This window comes from Solibacillus sp. FSL W7-1472, from assembly GCF_037969775.1.
Taxonomy (GTDB): Bacteria; Bacillota; Bacilli; order Bacillales_A; family Planococcaceae; genus Solibacillus; species Solibacillus silvestris.
The window spans coordinates 2,279,373-2,295,111 of record NZ_CP150208.1 but is presented as its reverse complement, the minus strand read 5'-3'; the positions used below and the strand labels follow the sequence as shown (position 1 = coordinate 2,295,111).

Below are 15,739 nucleotides of genomic sequence, written 5' to 3'. Positions count from 1 at the left end.
GAGGAGATTCTATAAAAAAATTTATTCTCTTTTTAATTGTATTTACTGTCATGTTACTTCTCTTTATTTCCCTCTACAGGTTATCGACAACACCAGAAGAAATTACGGCTCATTATAAAGAACGCTGGGGTGTAGAGTTACCGGTTCCAAATGAAATTATCAATGTGTGGTCAACAAAATATCCCGCTCGTGGAGATGGGGAATGGGTAACGGAATTACTGTATGATAGCAAGGTTAACCCTGAACAACTTCATGATTTTATAAAAGTGACAGAGGGTAATTTAATAGAGGCAAATCGACCCGTTTCCCATTTTATAAGCCGAGGTCAAAATATGTATAAAATCCAGCAAGATGAAGAATTCAAAATTACGATTGAAGCATACTCCACTAAAGTAGAACCTGGCGATTTCTACTTCCAACAATCAGAAAATGGTCAGTCAGATACATTCACGGCAATTTATCAGCAAACCGAAAATCGCATTTTACTATTTGAATGGCATCAGTAAGGAAAAATTCTCCCCAAAATTGGTTCGAAAGGATTGGATTTGATGAAACTCGGATTAAAAAAGAATGAAGTTGTACTTGTGCCGTATGAAGCCGGCTGGAAAAGGGAATTTGCTGACACGAAGAAAAAAATCATGGAGCACACGAATTTACAGTCGTATCAGATTGAACATATCGGTAGCACATCTATTGAAGGGATTTCGGCAAAGCCGGTAATTGATATTGTAATAGGTGTTGAAAATTTTAACTTGCTGGATAAAGCCTTTTTCATGGGACTCAAGGAAGCTGGTTTTTATCGCTTACAAGTTGAAAGACCTGATGAAATTATTTGCGCAAAATTTACAGATGCTTCATTTGAAACGAAAACTCATTTCATCCATCTTGTAGAATTCAATAAGGAAAAGTGGCATCAAATGCGCTTTTTTAGAGATTATTTGAATGCAAATGAAGCGGTAAAGAAAGAATACGAAGCGCTTAAAAATGGATTTTTCTCAACAGATATGCAAGGAATTGCAGATTACACAACCTATAAAGAACAATTTGTGCAGTCGATATTTAAGAAAATGAATGAGGGGATTTTATGACTTGTATTTTCTGTGAGGGGATAGAAACGAAACAAATACTAATCCAAACCGATAATTTTAAAGTAGTTTTAGATATCGATCCGATTCAGTCCGGTCACTTATTAATTATATCAAAACAACATTTTATGGATATCCGCGAGCTTTCTGATTCAGCATTAATGGAACTATTTAAACTGCAGAAACAGATTATAAATGTATATGAAACGCACTTTCCGGTAGACGGGCTAACCATTATTCAAAATAACGGCGCGATTATGGATGAGGGTACACATTTTCATATACATATAGTTCCACGATATAAAGGGGATGACTTTTGGACATACCAGGAGGTCAACTACCATCCTATTTCGATTTCAGAACTTGTGAAACTGCTTCAATTTGAAAGGGAGTGATTGTTTTGGAAATTAAGAAATATAAATTGGAAAATGAAGAACTGATTGATTTACTATGTTCCAATCATTGGCCTTTTCATGCGAAGATTCAGTTAGATCCGGCAGCGATAAAAAGAGCGATTGACAAAGGCTATTACTCTGAGGGAAAAGAAACGTTTTGGATTATTGAAAAAGAACAAAAAGTTGGAATAATAATAATCGATGACATTGAAGATACAATTCCATTGTTTGATCTTAGGTTAACGGAAGAAGCAAGAGGAATAGGCATCGGTCAAAAATCGTTAAGTTGGCTACAAGATTATTTGTATGGTGAAAAAGGTAAGATCCGAATTGAAGGGTATACAAGAGCAGATAATTTAGCGATGAGAAAATGTTTTACAAAGGCAGGCTTCGTAAAAGAAGGCTATTTACGAAATGCATGGGAAAATGAAGACGGATCAATCTCAGATACTGTTTTATATGCTTCTATCTATGATGATTGGAAGGACAAAAAAACAACACCAATTAAATTAGATGAAGTCCCTTATTAAGTTTTAATCATACTAATCGGCTGTTCGGGAAGTTAGAAATAAATTCTGACTTTGCGGCAGTCTTTTTTATTGTATGGATTGTACATAATCGATAACTTGCAAATTTAAGGAACCTGGTATTTTTTACATTAAACATTTCTCTTGGTAGCTGATGCAATTTCTACTATAATTAGAAATCGATTGGGTATGCAGTGGAGGTGTTTTTACAGGTGATTCAATTACAGCAAGTTACAAGAAAGTTTGGCTCTTTCATGGCCGTTCAAGATGTGACATTAACGGTTGCTAAAGGGGAAATTCATGGTTTGATCGGGGCAAGCGGTGCAGGGAAATCGACGTTATTGCGTTTGATGAATTTGCTGGAAGTACCGGACAGCGGCAATATTTTCATCAATGGCCAGCAACTAACAGCTTTAAAAAATGCTGAACTTCGAGAAGCGAGAAAATCAATCGGGATGATCTTCCAACATTTTCACCTTGTCGCAAATAAAACCGTCCATGATAATGTAGAAATTGCACTTGTCCTGGCAAACTATCCGAAAAAGCTGCGGAAAGCACGTGTTATCGAATGCCTAAAATTTGTCGGGCTTGAACAGTTTGCAGGTCAATATCCGGCCCAGCTGAGCGGCGGGCAAAAGCAGCGTGTGGCGATTGCAAGAGCACTTGCGAATGAAACTGCAGTCCTGCTCTGTGATGAGCCAACCTCTGCGCTCGATGCAAACACCTCTGCGGAAATATTGCGTGTTTTACAGAAGGTTAATAAGGAGCTTGGTGTGACGATTGTGCTTGTCAGTCATGAGCTTGAAGTCGTTAAAAGTATTTGCCATCGGGCTACTGTACTGGATGCAGGGCAAATATACGAAACAGTTGAGTTAACACCTAATGGCATAATTGATACGAGCCATCATCCGCAAAGCTTCGTCGATCAGCTCGTGAAAGGTGGAATCGGACATGCCTGATGTATTGCGTCAATATGAAGCCGAAATTTGGCGGGCCATCAGTGAAACGTTTTTCATGGTCGGTGTGTCAATTGTAGCTGCCGTATTAATCGGATTACCAATCGGTACATATTTATTTCTTTGCGGGAAAGAAAAGTTGCTTGAAAACCGTGTCGTTTACAACATACTAAACTTAGCGGTGAATACGATCCGTTCGTTTCCATTCCTGCTGCTAGTCGTATTCTTGATTCCCTTTACAAGGCTCATTGTCGGTACGGCAATCGGTACGGTTGCGGCAACAGTTCCGTTATCGATTATTGCCATTGCCCATTATGCAAGGCTTGTCGAACAGTCACTGCTTGATGTGCCAAAAGGTGTAATTGAGGCTGCTGTTTCAATGGGGGCTTCGGTTCGACGTATTATTTTTAGTTTTCTTTTTGTGGAAGCGCGTTCAGGACTAGTGCTCGGCCTGACGACTTCAATAGTCAGTTTTATTTCGTATTCCACAATTATGGGTGTTGTCGGGGGCGGCGGTATCGGTGACTTTGCAATTCGCTACGGGTATCAGCAATTCAAGACAGATCTAATGCTTTACATGATTTTCATTATGATTATTTTGGTGCAGCTCATTCAAATGATTGGTACGGCTGCAGCAAGATGGTTGGACAAAAGATAGGAGAATGATTGTGAAAAAAAGATGGATGTTAAGTGTGGCGGCAGTATTAGCTTTAGTTGGCTGCGGACAGAATGAAGAAAAAGAAACGAATAAAGAAGCAGAAAAGGAAGAGACAACATTAAAAGTTGCCTCATTAATTTCACCGATGACAGATATTCTGGAGCTAGTCGAGCCTAAATTAGAAGAGCAGGGCATTGATCTGGAAATTGTCGTATTAGGCGATAATGTACAGCCAAATAGTGCACTAGCTGCAAAGGAAGTTGATGCAAACTTCTTCCAGCACGTGCCGTATATGGAGGAATTTAATCGGAACAATGATGCGAATTTAGTGCCGATCCAGCCAATTTACTTTGCCAATTACGGTGTGTATGCAAAAAATTATGATACAATCGAAGAGTTGCCGGATGGGGCAACTGTTGCGATTGCCAACGATATTTCAAACGTTGACCGTTCGTTAATGCTGCTTGCCCAGCATGGTGTAATCACATTAAAGGAAAAAACGGATGTGTATTACACATTAGCAAGCATCGAGGACAACCCGAAAAATCTTCAGTTTAAAGAAGTTGACCTGTTAATGCTAGCACGTATGTACGATGATGCGGATGCGGTTGTTATGACACCTGCCTATGCGGCACCACTTGGCTTAACGCCGAAAAGTGATGCACTGTTAACTGAAGGTGTAGAAAACGACTTTGCCATTACTTTAGTTGCGCGTGAAGACAACAAAGACGACGAAGCAATCAAAAAGCTTGCGGAAGCGATGACGAGTGAAGAAGTGCGTAATTTCCTGCAAGAAAACTACGACGAAACGGCTACTCCTGCGTTCGAATAGATGAATAACCTGAAAACACCGAGACGCGGTTAGATTTTGCGTTTCGGTGTTTTTATTGGTTGGATTAATCTGTCGGGCACATTAAGCGATTACCCGATGAAAATTGTATCTATAATTAAAAATCAGACTTAATTATTATTTCCAATGCCCTTTTCAGCACTTCTGTATCGCTATCTGTCAAGTTTTCGAGAACTTGATTATTCAACACAATTGTTGCAGCTTCCACTTCATCTCTGATTTCTTCCGATTTTTGAGTCGCCATTACTAAAACATTTCTACGGTTGTTTGGATCGATTGAACGTTCTATTAGTCCGGCTTTTTGCATTTTATCTAAGATCCCCGAGACAGTAGGGGCTTCTAAATATACCATTTCACCAATTTGTTTAGGCGATAATTGCCCTTCTCTCCACAAACAATTCAGCACACCATATTGGGCAGGTGTTACGCCATAATCCTCCAAAAGTTTGCTGAAATATTTAAAAACCTTATTCTGACTGGCGCTCAGCAAAAAATTCATGCAATCTTTTAATTCCATTTTATCTCCCCCATATTGACATTACCTATCATATCATGTAAGTTTTTGTAATAAAACATTTTTGGTATAGAAATGTTTTGTTGCAGAAGGGGGCAGATTGTTATGGATCAATTCAAGGCAATTATTGTAAAAGAAGAACAAGATCAGGTGATTTACGGTTTGGAGAATGTTAATCTCGACAGTCTTTCAGATGGCGAAGTTTTAATTAAGGTTTCCTATTCTTCAATAAACTATAAAGATATGTTAGCTGTTCAAAAAAATGGAGGCGTTATCCGGAATTATCCGCTTATCCCTGGAATAGATTTAAGCGGAACGATTGTTCATTCAACAGATAATCGCTATACAGAAGGACAGAAAGTAATTGTGACAGGTTTTGCTATGGGCATGAGCCATACAGGAGGTTTTGCGGAATATGCCAGAGTTCCGGCAGATTGGATTGTTCCTTTACCGGACAATTTATCTTTAAAAGATGCGATGGTTTTTGGAACAGCCGGATTTACGGCTGCCCTTTCTATCATGGCATTAGAGGAGAAGGGGATGGATTTAAACAAAGATCCGAGGATTCTGGTCACTGGTTCAACTGGCGGAGTAGGTAGTATAGCTGTGCAAATTTTATCAAAAATTGGTTACAAAAATATTGCTGCGTTAGTTCGGAAAGAAAATCAGATTGACGTAGCAAAATCTTTAGGAGCTACTGATGTCATTTTTGCAGACGAATTAGGAGAACTCAATAAACCGTTAAATAAGCAAAAGTTTGATTTTGTCCTAGATACTGTTGGAGGAGAAATTGCTTCTGTAGTAATCCCTCAAATTTCTTATGGCGGAAGTATGAGTATGTGCGGAAATGCTGGCGGGATCAAACTAACATCGACAGTACTGCCGTTCATTCTTAGAGGAATTAACCTTTTAGGAATTGATTCAGTAAATGTGCCAATTAAAGATCGAGGTTATGTTTGGAATAAAATAGCGAATGAATGGAATATTGCTCAAACTACTCTAATAAGTGAAATTTCACTTGAAGAAGTACCTCACACGATTGAAGCAATTAAAAAGGGTCAGCATTTAGGAAGAACAATTATTAAAAATTAAATAGCGTATCAAAAAATGAGTGCTTTTCTTCCATGAAAGAGAAGCGCTTTTTTATATTCTAGACATCTACCAATCAAGAATAACAAATCCCTTAAAATATATAGAATAAGTCAAAAAATCCACAAAGTCATGTATAATAAATATGAATATTAAGAAAATTCTTGCATTATGATGAAAATATTCTTAATTATACTACTTTTTCTTTGTACGGTGGGAGGGTGCTATGTTTAATTATATAACTAATGAATCTACGCAGGTATATTTGGAACGTACAATGGAGGAAGAAAAGCACAGAATAAAAAATTTTTATGTTCTTTCGGTCAATGATGCTCCTATTGAAAAAATGAATTACAGTCTCTTTTTCGACAGACATATTGAGGAGGGCTCCATTGTTGATCTGGAACAGGATGAAGGTAATACAAATACTCCAAGTTATATTATTGATGAGAAGGAGTATGCTAGAAATAAGGAGTTATATTACAAGATTCGGTTACAGCTGCGAAAAAGAATAATTGAAAAGATGGCGATTTCCATTAACTTTTATATTGTAGCCCATAGCACTCATGGAAGTAATGCAATTTTAAATAACGATCAATTGCTAGAGAATTCTATTGAGGAAACGAAGGCAATTATACAGAATGAAACATTTATAGGTAAAGAGGATACGTGGGATAATTTTTATATTTGGCTCCAGAATCAATTAAAAATCTTTATTTTAGAGGAAATGATTCTGCTGGACGGAATCAGAGGTATCAAAGAATTGACGATAGAAGAGTTAAATATGAAATTTTTTGAATTACTGCGCTTTAATCTGGCAACTAATAAATCATTTATTAGGAAGTTCAGTCATAATGTCGATCATTATCTTAAAGAATGGCAAAGAAGACTGATCAATGAAATAAATAATAATGTTTCCGCCTCTTTACAACTTGGTAGTGTTATCGAACAGCCTGAAAATGGTGGGGCAGGCAGTGATGCACTTCAACCGAAATACATGTCAAACTATGCAAATGTTCTGAATAATGTAGCCTATCATGTAGTGAGAGAAGCGATTTATAAAAAGAAATTTGTGATTGGTGATGAAGGTATTTGGCCAAAATATATTTTTGAGAAGGGAAATACGAGCGGGAATCTTCAAATCATTCCGTTTATTAAGGAAAACCGGAACTTTAATTCTGCTTATGAAAATATGCAACAATTTGCATCAAATATAGTCCGGCAAATGTCCATTATCGATGTGGATGTGCTGGATATTCTTTGTCATCTTTATTTACAGTTGGCTAAAAATCTCGACGATATTGTTGAAATTGAATTAAGGGATATTTTAACAATGAGGGGGCTCCGGCCTAAACTCAATGGAGACGGGCGGCGTGGAGGCTTTGAAACAAAACAGAGGGAACAGGTCATCCATTCCTTAAAGGTGATTCAAAGTCTGTGGCTAACCATTGATAAAACCGTGATGTACAAAAATAACAAGCCAATTCAGGTAGAAGTCCAAGGCAGGACCTTTTTATTCAAAAATGCAAACGGTGAGGAATATGAAGTGAATGAGGAGACTTGCGGTAAGTCCATAACATTTACGGTCGATAAAGTATTCGCGAAATATTTAGTCTCGTCCAAGCGGCAGATGGCATTACTTCCGTTAAAAGCAATGCACTATCATCCGGCACGATTTAACCTTGAGAAAAAATTATGCCGCTATTTAAGCTGGAGATGGAGGACACAGGCATATAAAGGGGACTACCAGCAATTAAACAAAGTGAATACGCTATTGGAAGTTTGCGGGCATGGGCTAAATAATCGTCTGCCAATCAGAACAAGGGAGCGGTTTGAAAAGGCGCTGGATAAATTAGTGGAGGATAAAATTATTGCCGACTGGTACTATATCAACTGGGATGAAAATAGAGCGGAAGGAAAGGGCTGGGCCAAATATTGGCTAAATACTTCCATCGTTATCGATCCTTCTCCTGAAATAAAAGAACATTACCGGTCGATTGAGAGAGTGAAGAAGCCCGCCAAGTCTGTTGCGGCTAGTAAGGATATGCAGAGCAGTCTCCAGGCAGAGCTCATCCAGCGTATGAATCGAGTACGCAGGAATCATAAACTTACATTAACGAATATCGCGGAGGAAATTGAAGTTTCTGCTTCGTATTTAAATAAAATCGAGAGAGGGCTTGTTGTAGGTTCCTCTAAAATTCAAAAGAAAATATGGGAATGGCTAGAGCGATTTGACCAAAGCTTCTGAAATTATTCGGAGGCTTTTTATTTTTGTCTCTACATTATATGAATGCGCTTACATAGATACGAAGTCGAGATTATATTGAATGAAAGTCGGGGTTAGTATGAACGTAAGATTTTTTCCACCCTATTCAAATAGCAGCAGTTACAAGGCTTTAAATGAATTATTCCAGTATATTGACAACATAATAACTCTATTAATTTACTAGTTAGAATTTTCAGTGTAAATAAATAAGGAAATGTATGATGGGTTCATAGATGAATCATCTAAAAACATTTTAGGAGGAATGCAAATGACTCGAAATGTAGAAAGCTATGAATCCATTAGGCCATTACTTTATCCTGAATCGGTCGCGATTTTAGGCGCATCAGAGAATAAGTACAAAATCGGCAACATTCAGCTCCAGGCACTGATTGACGGTAAATTTCAGGGAGAAATCTATCCGATCCATCCGAAAGCGGAGCAAATTTCGGGCCTGAAAAGCTACCCGTCATTGACAGATGTCCCGAATTCTATTGATCTCGTTATTTTCTGTGTAGCCTACGATCAGATTAAAAATGGTCTAATCGCCTGCGCAGAAAAAAAGGTAAAAGCTGCGATTATTTTTGCTTCCGGTTTTTCGGAGGCTGGTGAAGAAGGAAAGAAACTACAGCTGGAGTTGGCGGAATATGCCAAATTAAATAATATTCGATTGCTGGGTCCAAACTGTGTCGGTTTAGTCAATACATCGAATGGTTTAATCGGCACCTTCTCATCTTCTGTGTTAGACGTTCCAATGAGTGGTAAGCGAGGAGTTGGCTATGTGTCACAGAGCGGTGCATTCGGTGTTTTAACATATATGGCAGCAGCCCAGTATGGCATCAACTTCAACTATTTTATAAGCAGCGGAAATGAAATGGATACAACAATGGAAGATTATATCGACTATATGGTTCATGATGATGAGATTGAAGTGATCAGCGGCTATATCGAAGGAGCAAAAAACCCTGAAAAGCTGAAACAGGCAGCACGTAAGGCTTTGGAAAAGAAAAAGCCGATTGTATTAATGAAAACCGGGCGTAGTGATGCCGGGAGCAGAGCAGCTGCCTCTCATACGGGAGCACTCGCTGGATCGGATAAAATCTACGATGCGTTTTTCAGGCAGCACGGCATTATTCGTGTAGAAGATGCAGAGGATGTCATTGCCTTTTCAAAATTGTTTAATCCAAATCGATTGCCAAAGGGCAAAAACACGGCGATTATTACAAGCTCGGGCGGCCGGGGCATTAATGAAGCGGATCGCTGTGAGGCATATGGATTGAATATTGTCAGACTTTCTGATGAGACAATGGCGGAAATGCGCAAGACTTTACCGGATTACGCAAGTGTTACGAACCCAATTGACTTGACTGCCGCAGCCTCTTTCACAAATCCGGAATTTTTCCTGGATACCCTAAAGGTGCTTGTGAATAGTACTGAGGTTGATAACATCCTGCTGACAGAGTTTCCGCATAGCTGGGATGAGCATAACGAGTATTTCAAAGAGTTTATAACCGTCGCCAAAAACAGTGAAAAATTTATTGGTTTTTTCCCGTTCCCATTAGGAGAGATCACATACCCACAAACGACTCCGATCTTAATTGAAAATGAAATAGCGGTAGTATCAGGCGCATTAAACCCGGTGCGGGCATTATCACAATTAGTAGAATACAGTCAGTTTTTAAATACCGTTCAAACAGATGGGATGGAAGAACGTTATGAACATGAGAATATTGATGATTTGTTAACACCAGGTGCTGTTTTAAGTGAGTCAGAGGCGAGTGAAGTTCTAGCGAGGTATGGAATTCCAATCACTAAGCGCTATGTAACACTTTCTGCGGAAGAAGCTGTGGAAAGAGCATTGCAGATTGGGTTTCCGGTTGTGCTGAAAATCGATTCGCAGCAAATCCCTCACAAAACAGAGGCAGATGCAATTCGTTTAAATGTCTCTTCTGAAGAAGAAGTGAAGGAAGCATTCATGGAAATTATGAAAAATGCAAGGAACTACAATCCTGCTGCTGTTTTAAATGGTGTTTCTGTACAGGAAATGCTGCCGCAAGGGACAGAAGTGATTATCGGCGCAAAAAATGATGAAGTATTCGGACCGGTTATTATGGCTGGTTTAGGTGGCATTTTTGTTGAGGTATTTAAGGATATCGCCTTCAAGATTGCACCATTAAACAGACAGGATGCCGGGACACTATTGGACGAACTGCAGGCAAAGGCCATTTTGGACGGGGCTCGGGGTCAGGTAGCGGTAGATAAAGAAGCGATTATCGATGTTCTTTTAAGAGTTTCCCAGTTAATGCTTGATTATAGAGACCAAATCAAGGAATTGGATATTAATCCGCTGATTGTTTATGAAAATGGAATCAAGGCTGCAGATGCCATGCTTGTAGTGACTGAAGAGAGTATTAAAAAGGAATTGATTGGAGGATAAAGCGATGGAGCTTGCACATTTAATCGGTAAAACAGGTAAACCCTTTACCTTCAAGGTGGAGCAGCGTCATATTAGACAATTTGCGCAGGCGATTGGCGATGCGAACCCGCTTTATACGGATGAAGAATATGCCAAAAATACACCTCATAAAGGGATCGTTGCACCGTTGACGTTTCCTGTTGCCGTGACACCCGACAATGAAAATGACGCTTTGGATTTAGGGTTGGATTACAGACGAATGCTTCATGGTGAACAGCAATTTTTCTATACTCGTCCGATACGTGTGGGAGAGATGCTGTACTGCCAGATGAAGGTGACAGATGTATATGAAAAAGAAGGAAAAAACGGCATGATGGAATTCATTTTATTCGATACAGAAATAAAAGACGAAAACGGCGGGCACATAGTAACAAGCCGAACTAATATTGTATACCGCCCGTTAGTGCTGAATTAAATTTCTTATGCAGAAAGGACAGATTAATATGATTGATCTTAGCCAATTAGTGGAAGGGCTGAATCTGCCGGAATATAAAAAAGAAAAGGTAACAAAGGTTCAGCTTGTAAAATATGCAGGAGCTTCAGGTGATTTTAATCCTTTGCATACAGATGATGCTTTCGCCCAGAAAATCGGGTTAAATGGTGTGATTGCACACGGAATGCTAATCATGGGTTTTTTAGGAGAATACGTGAATAAAATTGTATCGAATGAAGGTACAGTAACCGATTTTAAAATGCGCTTTGGTGCCATGACCGTTCCGGAGGATGAAATTGTGTGTAAAGGAATCGTCAAGGAAAAAACGAAAATTGACGGTAGGACAGAGGTTGTTTTGAAATTATATGCAGTAAAGGACATAGGCGAGGTTGTTGGATCTGGCGAAGCCATTATCCAATTTTAACATAGAGGGAGTGGGCTGAATGGAAAAAATCAGGGAAAAATATGCCATTGTTGGGGTAGGCGAAAGTAATCGTTCGAAAAATTCCGGGGTTACCCCATTGGAATTGGCGTTGGAAGCAGCACGGGCTGCACTAGCAGATGCAGGTTTGGAAGCAAAAGACATTGATGGGTTCATGAGCTATTCGGAGATGGATTCTTGTAATCCGCATCAGGTGGCAACATATTTAGGGGTTCGGCCTAAAGTTGTGAAAGAAATGTTCGGCGGGGGGAGCAGTACCGAGCTCTTAATCGCAGAGGCCATTGGTTTGATTGAAACAGGACAGGCAAATACCGTGCTTATTTTCCGCTCGATGAATGGACGCTCCGGTGTCCGCATGGGTGGGGGCGGATTCAGTATTGATGCCCTTCAAAACGGTTTTGATGGCGGGAGTTTTATTATTCCTTATGGGGCAGGCAGTCCAGGGCAATGGTTCGGGTTGTTTGCCACTCGCCATATGCATCTGAACGGCTTGACACAGGAGCATTTAGGGCATGTTTGCACAAGCTTTTACGAGCATGCACAGCGGAATCCGAAAGCATTTTTTTACGGGAAGCCATTGACGATGGAAGAATATATGAGCACGGCACATTTAAGTTCACCATTTACAAAGCATGACTACTGTTTGGAGTCGGATGAGGCAAACGCGATTATTGTAACTTCCACAGAGCGTGCCAAAGACTGCAAATCCGTCCCTGTAAAAATTTTAGGCATGGCTGCAAGAGAAGTAGTATCCCACGCCCATTACTGGAAAAATATCGATGAAGTTGCAGCAGATTATGTTGCGCCCCGATTATACGAGAATGCGGGCGTTTCACCTGAGGATATTAAGGTTGCATCGATTTATGACTGTTTCAGCTGGGTTGTTTTACGTCAGCTCGAGGCATACGGACTTGCACCAAAAGGCGAAGTGGGGGATTTTGTAAGTGCTGGAAACTTGCGAATGGATGGCAAGCTTCCTACAAATACAGCGGGTGGCATGCTTTCGGAAGGCTATACACACGGCATGAACAATGTATTGGAAATTGTCCGCCAAGTTCGACGTGAATATGAGGGAACAGAACGTCAGGTAAAAGATACAGAACTGGCAATTTGTACAGGTTGGACAGGACCGGATGTTGCCGGTGCCATGATTTTATGTAAATAGGAGGAATGACAATGAAAGAAGAGACGAAAGTAATTTACGAAAAGCCGATTCCTTTGAAAAACACCTATAATGCACCTTACTGGGATGCGGCAGATCGACATGAGCTGAATGTGCAAAAATGCAATACATGCAGCAATTATAATCACCCCCCTGGACCGAGCTGCGCAAACTGCGGAAGCATCGATGTATTCTGGGAAAACTTAGGTTCAACAATTACCGGTGAGGTCTACACCTATATCGTTTCAAATAGACCATTTTTACCGGGCTTCCAAAATGAACTACCAACAGTGATCGCTGTTGTCCAATTGGAGGAATACCCTGACATCAAGATCATTGGTAATGTACTCCATGGCAATACAGAAACAGTTTCCATCGGAACAAAGGTAAAAATGGTATGGATAGAGGCTACTGAGGAGCGTGCGATTCCACAGTGGGTATTGGTCTAAATTCTTTTAGAAGGAGGGATATGGATGGACTTTTCGTACACAAGTCAGGAGGAGCAGTTTCGTCTGGAGCTTCGCGAATGGCTGGAAAATAATCTGCCGGAGGGCTGGCTGGATGGCACATTTAAAATGCCGGAAAATCAACAAGAACTAGGCCAATTTTTACGGAATTGGCAAAGAAAACTTTCAGAGGGAAGATGGGCAGCGATTGCTTGGCCGGAAAAGCAAGGCGGCCGCAATGCGACGCTGATGGAAGAAATCATTTATCATCAGGAAATGGTTCGTGTGAAGGCACCGCCACTTGTTAACTATGTGGGCTTACATATGGTAGGTCCCACACTCATGCAGATTGGCAGCAAGGAACAGCAGGAGAAATATATATCAAAAATTATTACCGGTGAGGAAGTATGGTGCCAAGGTTATTCTGAACCAAACGCAGGCTCGGATTTGGCTGCTGTTCAAACGACAGCGGTGAAAGACGGCGATAAGTGGATTATAAATGGGCAGAAAATCTGGACAAGCTTTGCCCATTTTGCAGATCGCTGCTTTTTAGTAGCCCGAACGAGTAAGGGCGAGAAAAAGCACCATGGGATTACATGTTTTTTATTGGATATGAATCAGCCGGGCGTCGAGGTTAGACCAATTATTCAAATGGATGGAGAGCATGATTTCAATGAGGTTTATTTGAATGATGCGGTTGCCTATGAAAGTGAAATTATCGGTGCTGTCGATGATGGATGGCGTGTAACAATTGCGTTGCTCATGCATGAAAGAACGGGCATTGGTGCACAGGTGTTCTCATTGGAACAGCAATTTGATGAGCTGGTGGAACTGGCCCGCAATGTTACGGAGGATCATGTGCCTGTAATAGAAAAGCCGGATGTCCGCAAAAGACTGCTGGATTTGTATATTAAGTCGCGCGGGTCCTTGCTGAACTATTACCGCAATTTAACTAAGCAGCTAAAAGTGGGTCATCCTGGAGTGGAAGGCTCAATGGATAAACTCTTAGTCAGCGAAAATACGAAAGAACTGTTCGCAGAAGCCATTTCAATTCAGGGGCACCAAGGGCTGTTATGGAAAAAGGATGCCGTGTATGGCGACTCGTATTGGCAAAGGAATTATCTCTATGCCTTTGGTCAAACAATCGGAGGCGGTACGAGTGAAATCCAGAGAAATACAATTGCGGAGCGCATTTTAGGCCTGCCAAAGGATATTGGCAAATAAATGAGAAGAAGGTGAATAGATGGACTTTTCTTTAAGCCAGGAACAGGAAATGTTTCGGGAATATATAAAGAAATTTTTAGGGGATATGGAACATACGAAAATTGCAAGAGATTATATTGATAACAAAACAGAGCATGTAAAAAATATTTTATCGGATTTAAAGGAATTGGGCTGGACAAAATTGAATATCCCGGAAGAATTTGAGGGAATGGGCTTAGGCCAGCTCGATTTAGTGCCGATCATGGAAGAGTTCGGCAGGGTATTGCTTCCGGGTTTACACCTTGAAACAAATGCATTGGCAGTTCCTTTGATTGAACGTTTCGGAACGAAGGAGCAGAAGCAGTATTTTTTAAAGGAAATAGCCGATTCGGATTTAAATTTAACGGTGGCATGGTTAGAGCCAGGTGGCAGCTATAAAGAGCAGGGAATCCGGCTTTCTGGTGAAGTGAGTCAGGGGCAGATTATTTTAAATGGTGTGAAAACACAGGTGCCAGATTTAGAGCTCGCACAGCATGCTATAGTTCCGCTACGAATACACAATGAAATTACATTAATCACTGTGGATCTTAACACACCGGGAATTTCAATTACACCACAGGATAATTTTGCTGAAACGAGAAAACTGTCAATGGTTGAATTTGAACAAGTGAAAGTTCCGGCTGAAAATGTTATTGGCCAAATAGGAGATGGCTGGGGAATGTTGCAGGAGGGTTTGCTTTATTATAATGCTGCGTTATCTTCCGTAGCGGTAGGTGCAATGGAGCATATAGTGGAGATGGCCAGCGAGTACGCTAAAATCCGTGAACAATTCGGAAACCCTATCGGCAGATTCCAGGCGATTAAACATCGTCTAGCAGATATGAAATTGGATTTGGAGACTGCACGTTCACTTTCCTATTATGCAAACTGGGCAATGGAGACTTTTTCAGAAGACCGGATTGAGGCAATTTGCAGTGCGCGTATTTTTGCAACGCAGGCATTCATTCGATTGGCGTCCCATAATATCCAAATTCATGGCGGGATTGGATTCACGGAGGAAATCGATTGCCACTTATTTATAAAGCAGGCTAAATACTACGAAAATTATTTAGGAAGCATTGATCAATATTACGATCTGGCAATTAATGCTTTAAATTGGACCAGTCAAAATTCTGTCCAAACAGAGCAACCTATTATGGCGCATAAATAGAGGATGATATATATAGAGAGTGATTTGCGT

Annotated in this window: 17 protein-coding genes; 16 read left to right on the top strand and 1 reads right to left on the bottom strand. The window is 40.3% G+C overall.

Annotated features, from left to right (window positions below; genetic code table 11):
• The first annotated feature begins 50 nt into the window (after nucleotides 1-50).
• The 7 genes from MKY07_RS11425 to MKY07_RS11395 all read left to right on the top strand — a co-directional run bounded on the left by MKY07_RS11425 (nucleotide 51) and on the right by MKY07_RS11395 (nucleotide 4,453).
• Nucleotides 51-506: a hypothetical protein gene (locus tag MKY07_RS11425; protein ID WP_339262237.1), complete on the top strand. Its 456-nt coding sequence runs from the start codon at nucleotides 51-53 to the stop codon at nucleotides 504-506.
• Nucleotides 507-548: 42 nt separating this feature from the next.
• Nucleotides 549-1,088: a GrpB family protein gene (locus MKY07_RS11420; RefSeq protein WP_339262235.1), complete on the top strand. Its 540-nt coding sequence runs from the start codon at nucleotides 549-551 to the stop codon at nucleotides 1,086-1,088.
• Nucleotides 1,085-1,480 (top strand): HIT family protein, encoded by a 396-nt coding sequence (locus tag MKY07_RS11415; RefSeq protein WP_339262233.1) that lies wholly within the window; start codon nucleotides 1,085-1,087, stop codon nucleotides 1,478-1,480. The genes MKY07_RS11420 and MKY07_RS11415 overlap by 4 nt, the downstream gene beginning before the upstream one ends.
• 5 nt (nucleotides 1,481-1,485) lie before the next feature.
• A complete protein-coding gene (locus MKY07_RS11410; RefSeq protein WP_008404161.1) occupies nucleotides 1,486-2,010 on the top strand; it encodes a GNAT family protein in 525 nt (174 codons plus the stop codon).
• Between the two features lie 209 nt (nucleotides 2,011-2,219).
• Complete coding sequence (locus tag MKY07_RS11405; RefSeq protein WP_008404160.1) at nucleotides 2,220-2,966, top strand: ATP-binding cassette domain-containing protein; 747 nt, start codon at nucleotides 2,220-2,222, stop codon at nucleotides 2,964-2,966.
• Complete coding sequence (locus MKY07_RS11400; RefSeq protein ID WP_008404158.1) at nucleotides 2,959-3,621, top strand: methionine ABC transporter permease; 663 nt, start codon at nucleotides 2,959-2,961, stop codon at nucleotides 3,619-3,621. The genes MKY07_RS11405 and MKY07_RS11400 overlap by 8 nt, the downstream gene beginning before the upstream one ends.
• 10 nt (nucleotides 3,622-3,631) lie before the next feature.
• Complete coding sequence (locus MKY07_RS11395) at nucleotides 3,632-4,453, top strand: MetQ/NlpA family ABC transporter substrate-binding protein (RefSeq protein WP_339262230.1); 822 nt, start codon at nucleotides 3,632-3,634, stop codon at nucleotides 4,451-4,453.
• Nucleotides 4,454-4,568: 115 nt separating this feature from the next.
• Here MKY07_RS11395 and MKY07_RS11390 read toward each other — a convergent pair whose 3' ends face one another.
• Nucleotides 4,569-4,988 carry a MarR family transcriptional regulator gene (locus MKY07_RS11390; protein ID WP_008404154.1) on the bottom strand — a complete coding sequence of 140 codons (420 nt, stop codon included), beginning with the start codon at nucleotides 4,986-4,988 and terminating at the stop codon, nucleotides 4,569-4,571.
• Nucleotides 4,989-5,090: 102 nt separating this feature from the next.
• On the opposite strand from MKY07_RS11390, the gene MKY07_RS11385 reads away from it, so the two are divergent.
• The 9 genes from MKY07_RS11385 (at nucleotide 5,091) to MKY07_RS11345 (ending at nucleotide 15,709) form a co-directional block, all read left to right on the top strand.
• Nucleotides 5,091-6,077 carry a YhdH/YhfP family quinone oxidoreductase gene (locus tag MKY07_RS11385; RefSeq protein WP_339262228.1) on the top strand — a complete coding sequence of 329 codons (987 nt, stop codon included), beginning with the start codon at nucleotides 5,091-5,093 and terminating at the stop codon, nucleotides 6,075-6,077.
• Between the two features lie 223 nt (nucleotides 6,078-6,300).
• Entirely contained in the window at nucleotides 6,301-8,322 is a 2,022-nt protein-coding gene (locus MKY07_RS11380) for a helix-turn-helix transcriptional regulator (RefSeq protein WP_339262226.1), read from the top strand.
• 286 nt (nucleotides 8,323-8,608) lie between these two features.
• Entirely contained in the window at nucleotides 8,609-10,774 is a 2,166-nt protein-coding gene (locus MKY07_RS11375; protein WP_339262225.1) for an acetate--CoA ligase family protein, read from the top strand.
• A 4-nt stretch (nucleotides 10,775-10,778) separates the two neighbouring features.
• The gene (locus tag MKY07_RS11370; RefSeq protein ID WP_008404149.1) at nucleotides 10,779-11,228 is read left to right on the top strand and encodes a MaoC family dehydratase N-terminal domain-containing protein; all 450 of its coding nucleotides are present in this window, start codon (nucleotides 10,779-10,781) and stop codon (nucleotides 11,226-11,228) included.
• A 28-nt stretch (nucleotides 11,229-11,256) separates the two neighbouring features.
• Entirely contained in the window at nucleotides 11,257-11,670 is a 414-nt protein-coding gene (locus tag MKY07_RS11365; protein ID WP_008404148.1) for a MaoC/PaaZ C-terminal domain-containing protein, read from the top strand.
• Nucleotides 11,671-11,689: 19 nt separating this feature from the next.
• Nucleotides 11,690-12,853, top strand: coding sequence for a thiolase (locus tag MKY07_RS11360; protein ID WP_065215745.1), 1,164 nt, complete (start codon nucleotides 11,690-11,692; stop codon nucleotides 12,851-12,853).
• Between the two features lie 11 nt (nucleotides 12,854-12,864).
• Nucleotides 12,865-13,299 carry an OB-fold domain-containing protein gene (locus tag MKY07_RS11355; protein ID WP_065215746.1) on the top strand — a complete coding sequence of 145 codons (435 nt, stop codon included), beginning with the start codon at nucleotides 12,865-12,867 and terminating at the stop codon, nucleotides 13,297-13,299.
• Between the two features lie 24 nt (nucleotides 13,300-13,323).
• Nucleotides 13,324-14,520 carry an acyl-CoA dehydrogenase family protein gene (locus MKY07_RS11350; RefSeq protein ID WP_008404142.1) on the top strand — a complete coding sequence of 399 codons (1,197 nt, stop codon included), beginning with the start codon at nucleotides 13,324-13,326 and terminating at the stop codon, nucleotides 14,518-14,520.
• Nucleotides 14,521-14,539: 19 nt separating this feature from the next.
• On the top strand, nucleotides 14,540-15,709 hold the full coding sequence (locus tag MKY07_RS11345; RefSeq protein ID WP_339262223.1) for an acyl-CoA dehydrogenase family protein: 1,170 nt from the start codon (nucleotides 14,540-14,542) through the stop codon (nucleotides 15,707-15,709).
• Nucleotides 15,710-15,739: the final 30 nt, after the last annotated feature.

What these genes read in the sequence shown, in the direction of transcription:
- MKY07_RS11425 (WP_339262237.1), top strand. Translation starts at nt 51, where the DNA reads ATGTTACTTCTCTTTATTTCCCTCTACAGGTTATCGACAACACCAGAA.
- MKY07_RS11420 (WP_339262235.1), top strand. Translation starts at nt 549, where the DNA reads ATGAAACTCGGATTAAAAAAGAATGAAGTTGTACTTGTGCCGTATGAA.
- MKY07_RS11415 (WP_339262233.1), top strand. Translation starts at nt 1,085, where the DNA reads ATGACTTGTATTTTCTGTGAGGGGATAGAAACGAAACAAATACTAATC.
- MKY07_RS11400 (WP_008404158.1), top strand. Translation starts at nt 2,959, where the DNA reads ATGCCTGATGTATTGCGTCAATATGAAGCCGAAATTTGGCGGGCCATC.
- MKY07_RS11390 (WP_008404154.1), bottom strand. Translation starts at nt 4,988, where the DNA reads ATGGAATTAAAAGATTGCATGAATTTTTTGCTGAGCGCCAGTCAGAAT.
- MKY07_RS11385 (WP_339262228.1), top strand. Translation starts at nt 5,091, where the DNA reads ATGGATCAATTCAAGGCAATTATTGTAAAAGAAGAACAAGATCAGGTG.
- MKY07_RS11380 (WP_339262226.1), top strand. Translation starts at nt 6,301, where the DNA reads ATGTTTAATTATATAACTAATGAATCTACGCAGGTATATTTGGAACGT.
- MKY07_RS11375 (WP_339262225.1), top strand. Translation starts at nt 8,609, where the DNA reads ATGACTCGAAATGTAGAAAGCTATGAATCCATTAGGCCATTACTTTAT.
- MKY07_RS11370 (WP_008404149.1), top strand. Translation starts at nt 10,779, where the DNA reads ATGGAGCTTGCACATTTAATCGGTAAAACAGGTAAACCCTTTACCTTC.
- MKY07_RS11365 (WP_008404148.1), top strand. Translation starts at nt 11,257, where the DNA reads ATGATTGATCTTAGCCAATTAGTGGAAGGGCTGAATCTGCCGGAATAT.
- MKY07_RS11360 (WP_065215745.1), top strand. Translation starts at nt 11,690, where the DNA reads ATGGAAAAAATCAGGGAAAAATATGCCATTGTTGGGGTAGGCGAAAGT.
- MKY07_RS11355 (WP_065215746.1), top strand. Translation starts at nt 12,865, where the DNA reads ATGAAAGAAGAGACGAAAGTAATTTACGAAAAGCCGATTCCTTTGAAA.
- MKY07_RS11350 (WP_008404142.1), top strand. Translation starts at nt 13,324, where the DNA reads ATGGACTTTTCGTACACAAGTCAGGAGGAGCAGTTTCGTCTGGAGCTT.
- MKY07_RS11345 (WP_339262223.1), top strand. Translation starts at nt 14,540, where the DNA reads ATGGACTTTTCTTTAAGCCAGGAACAGGAAATGTTTCGGGAATATATA.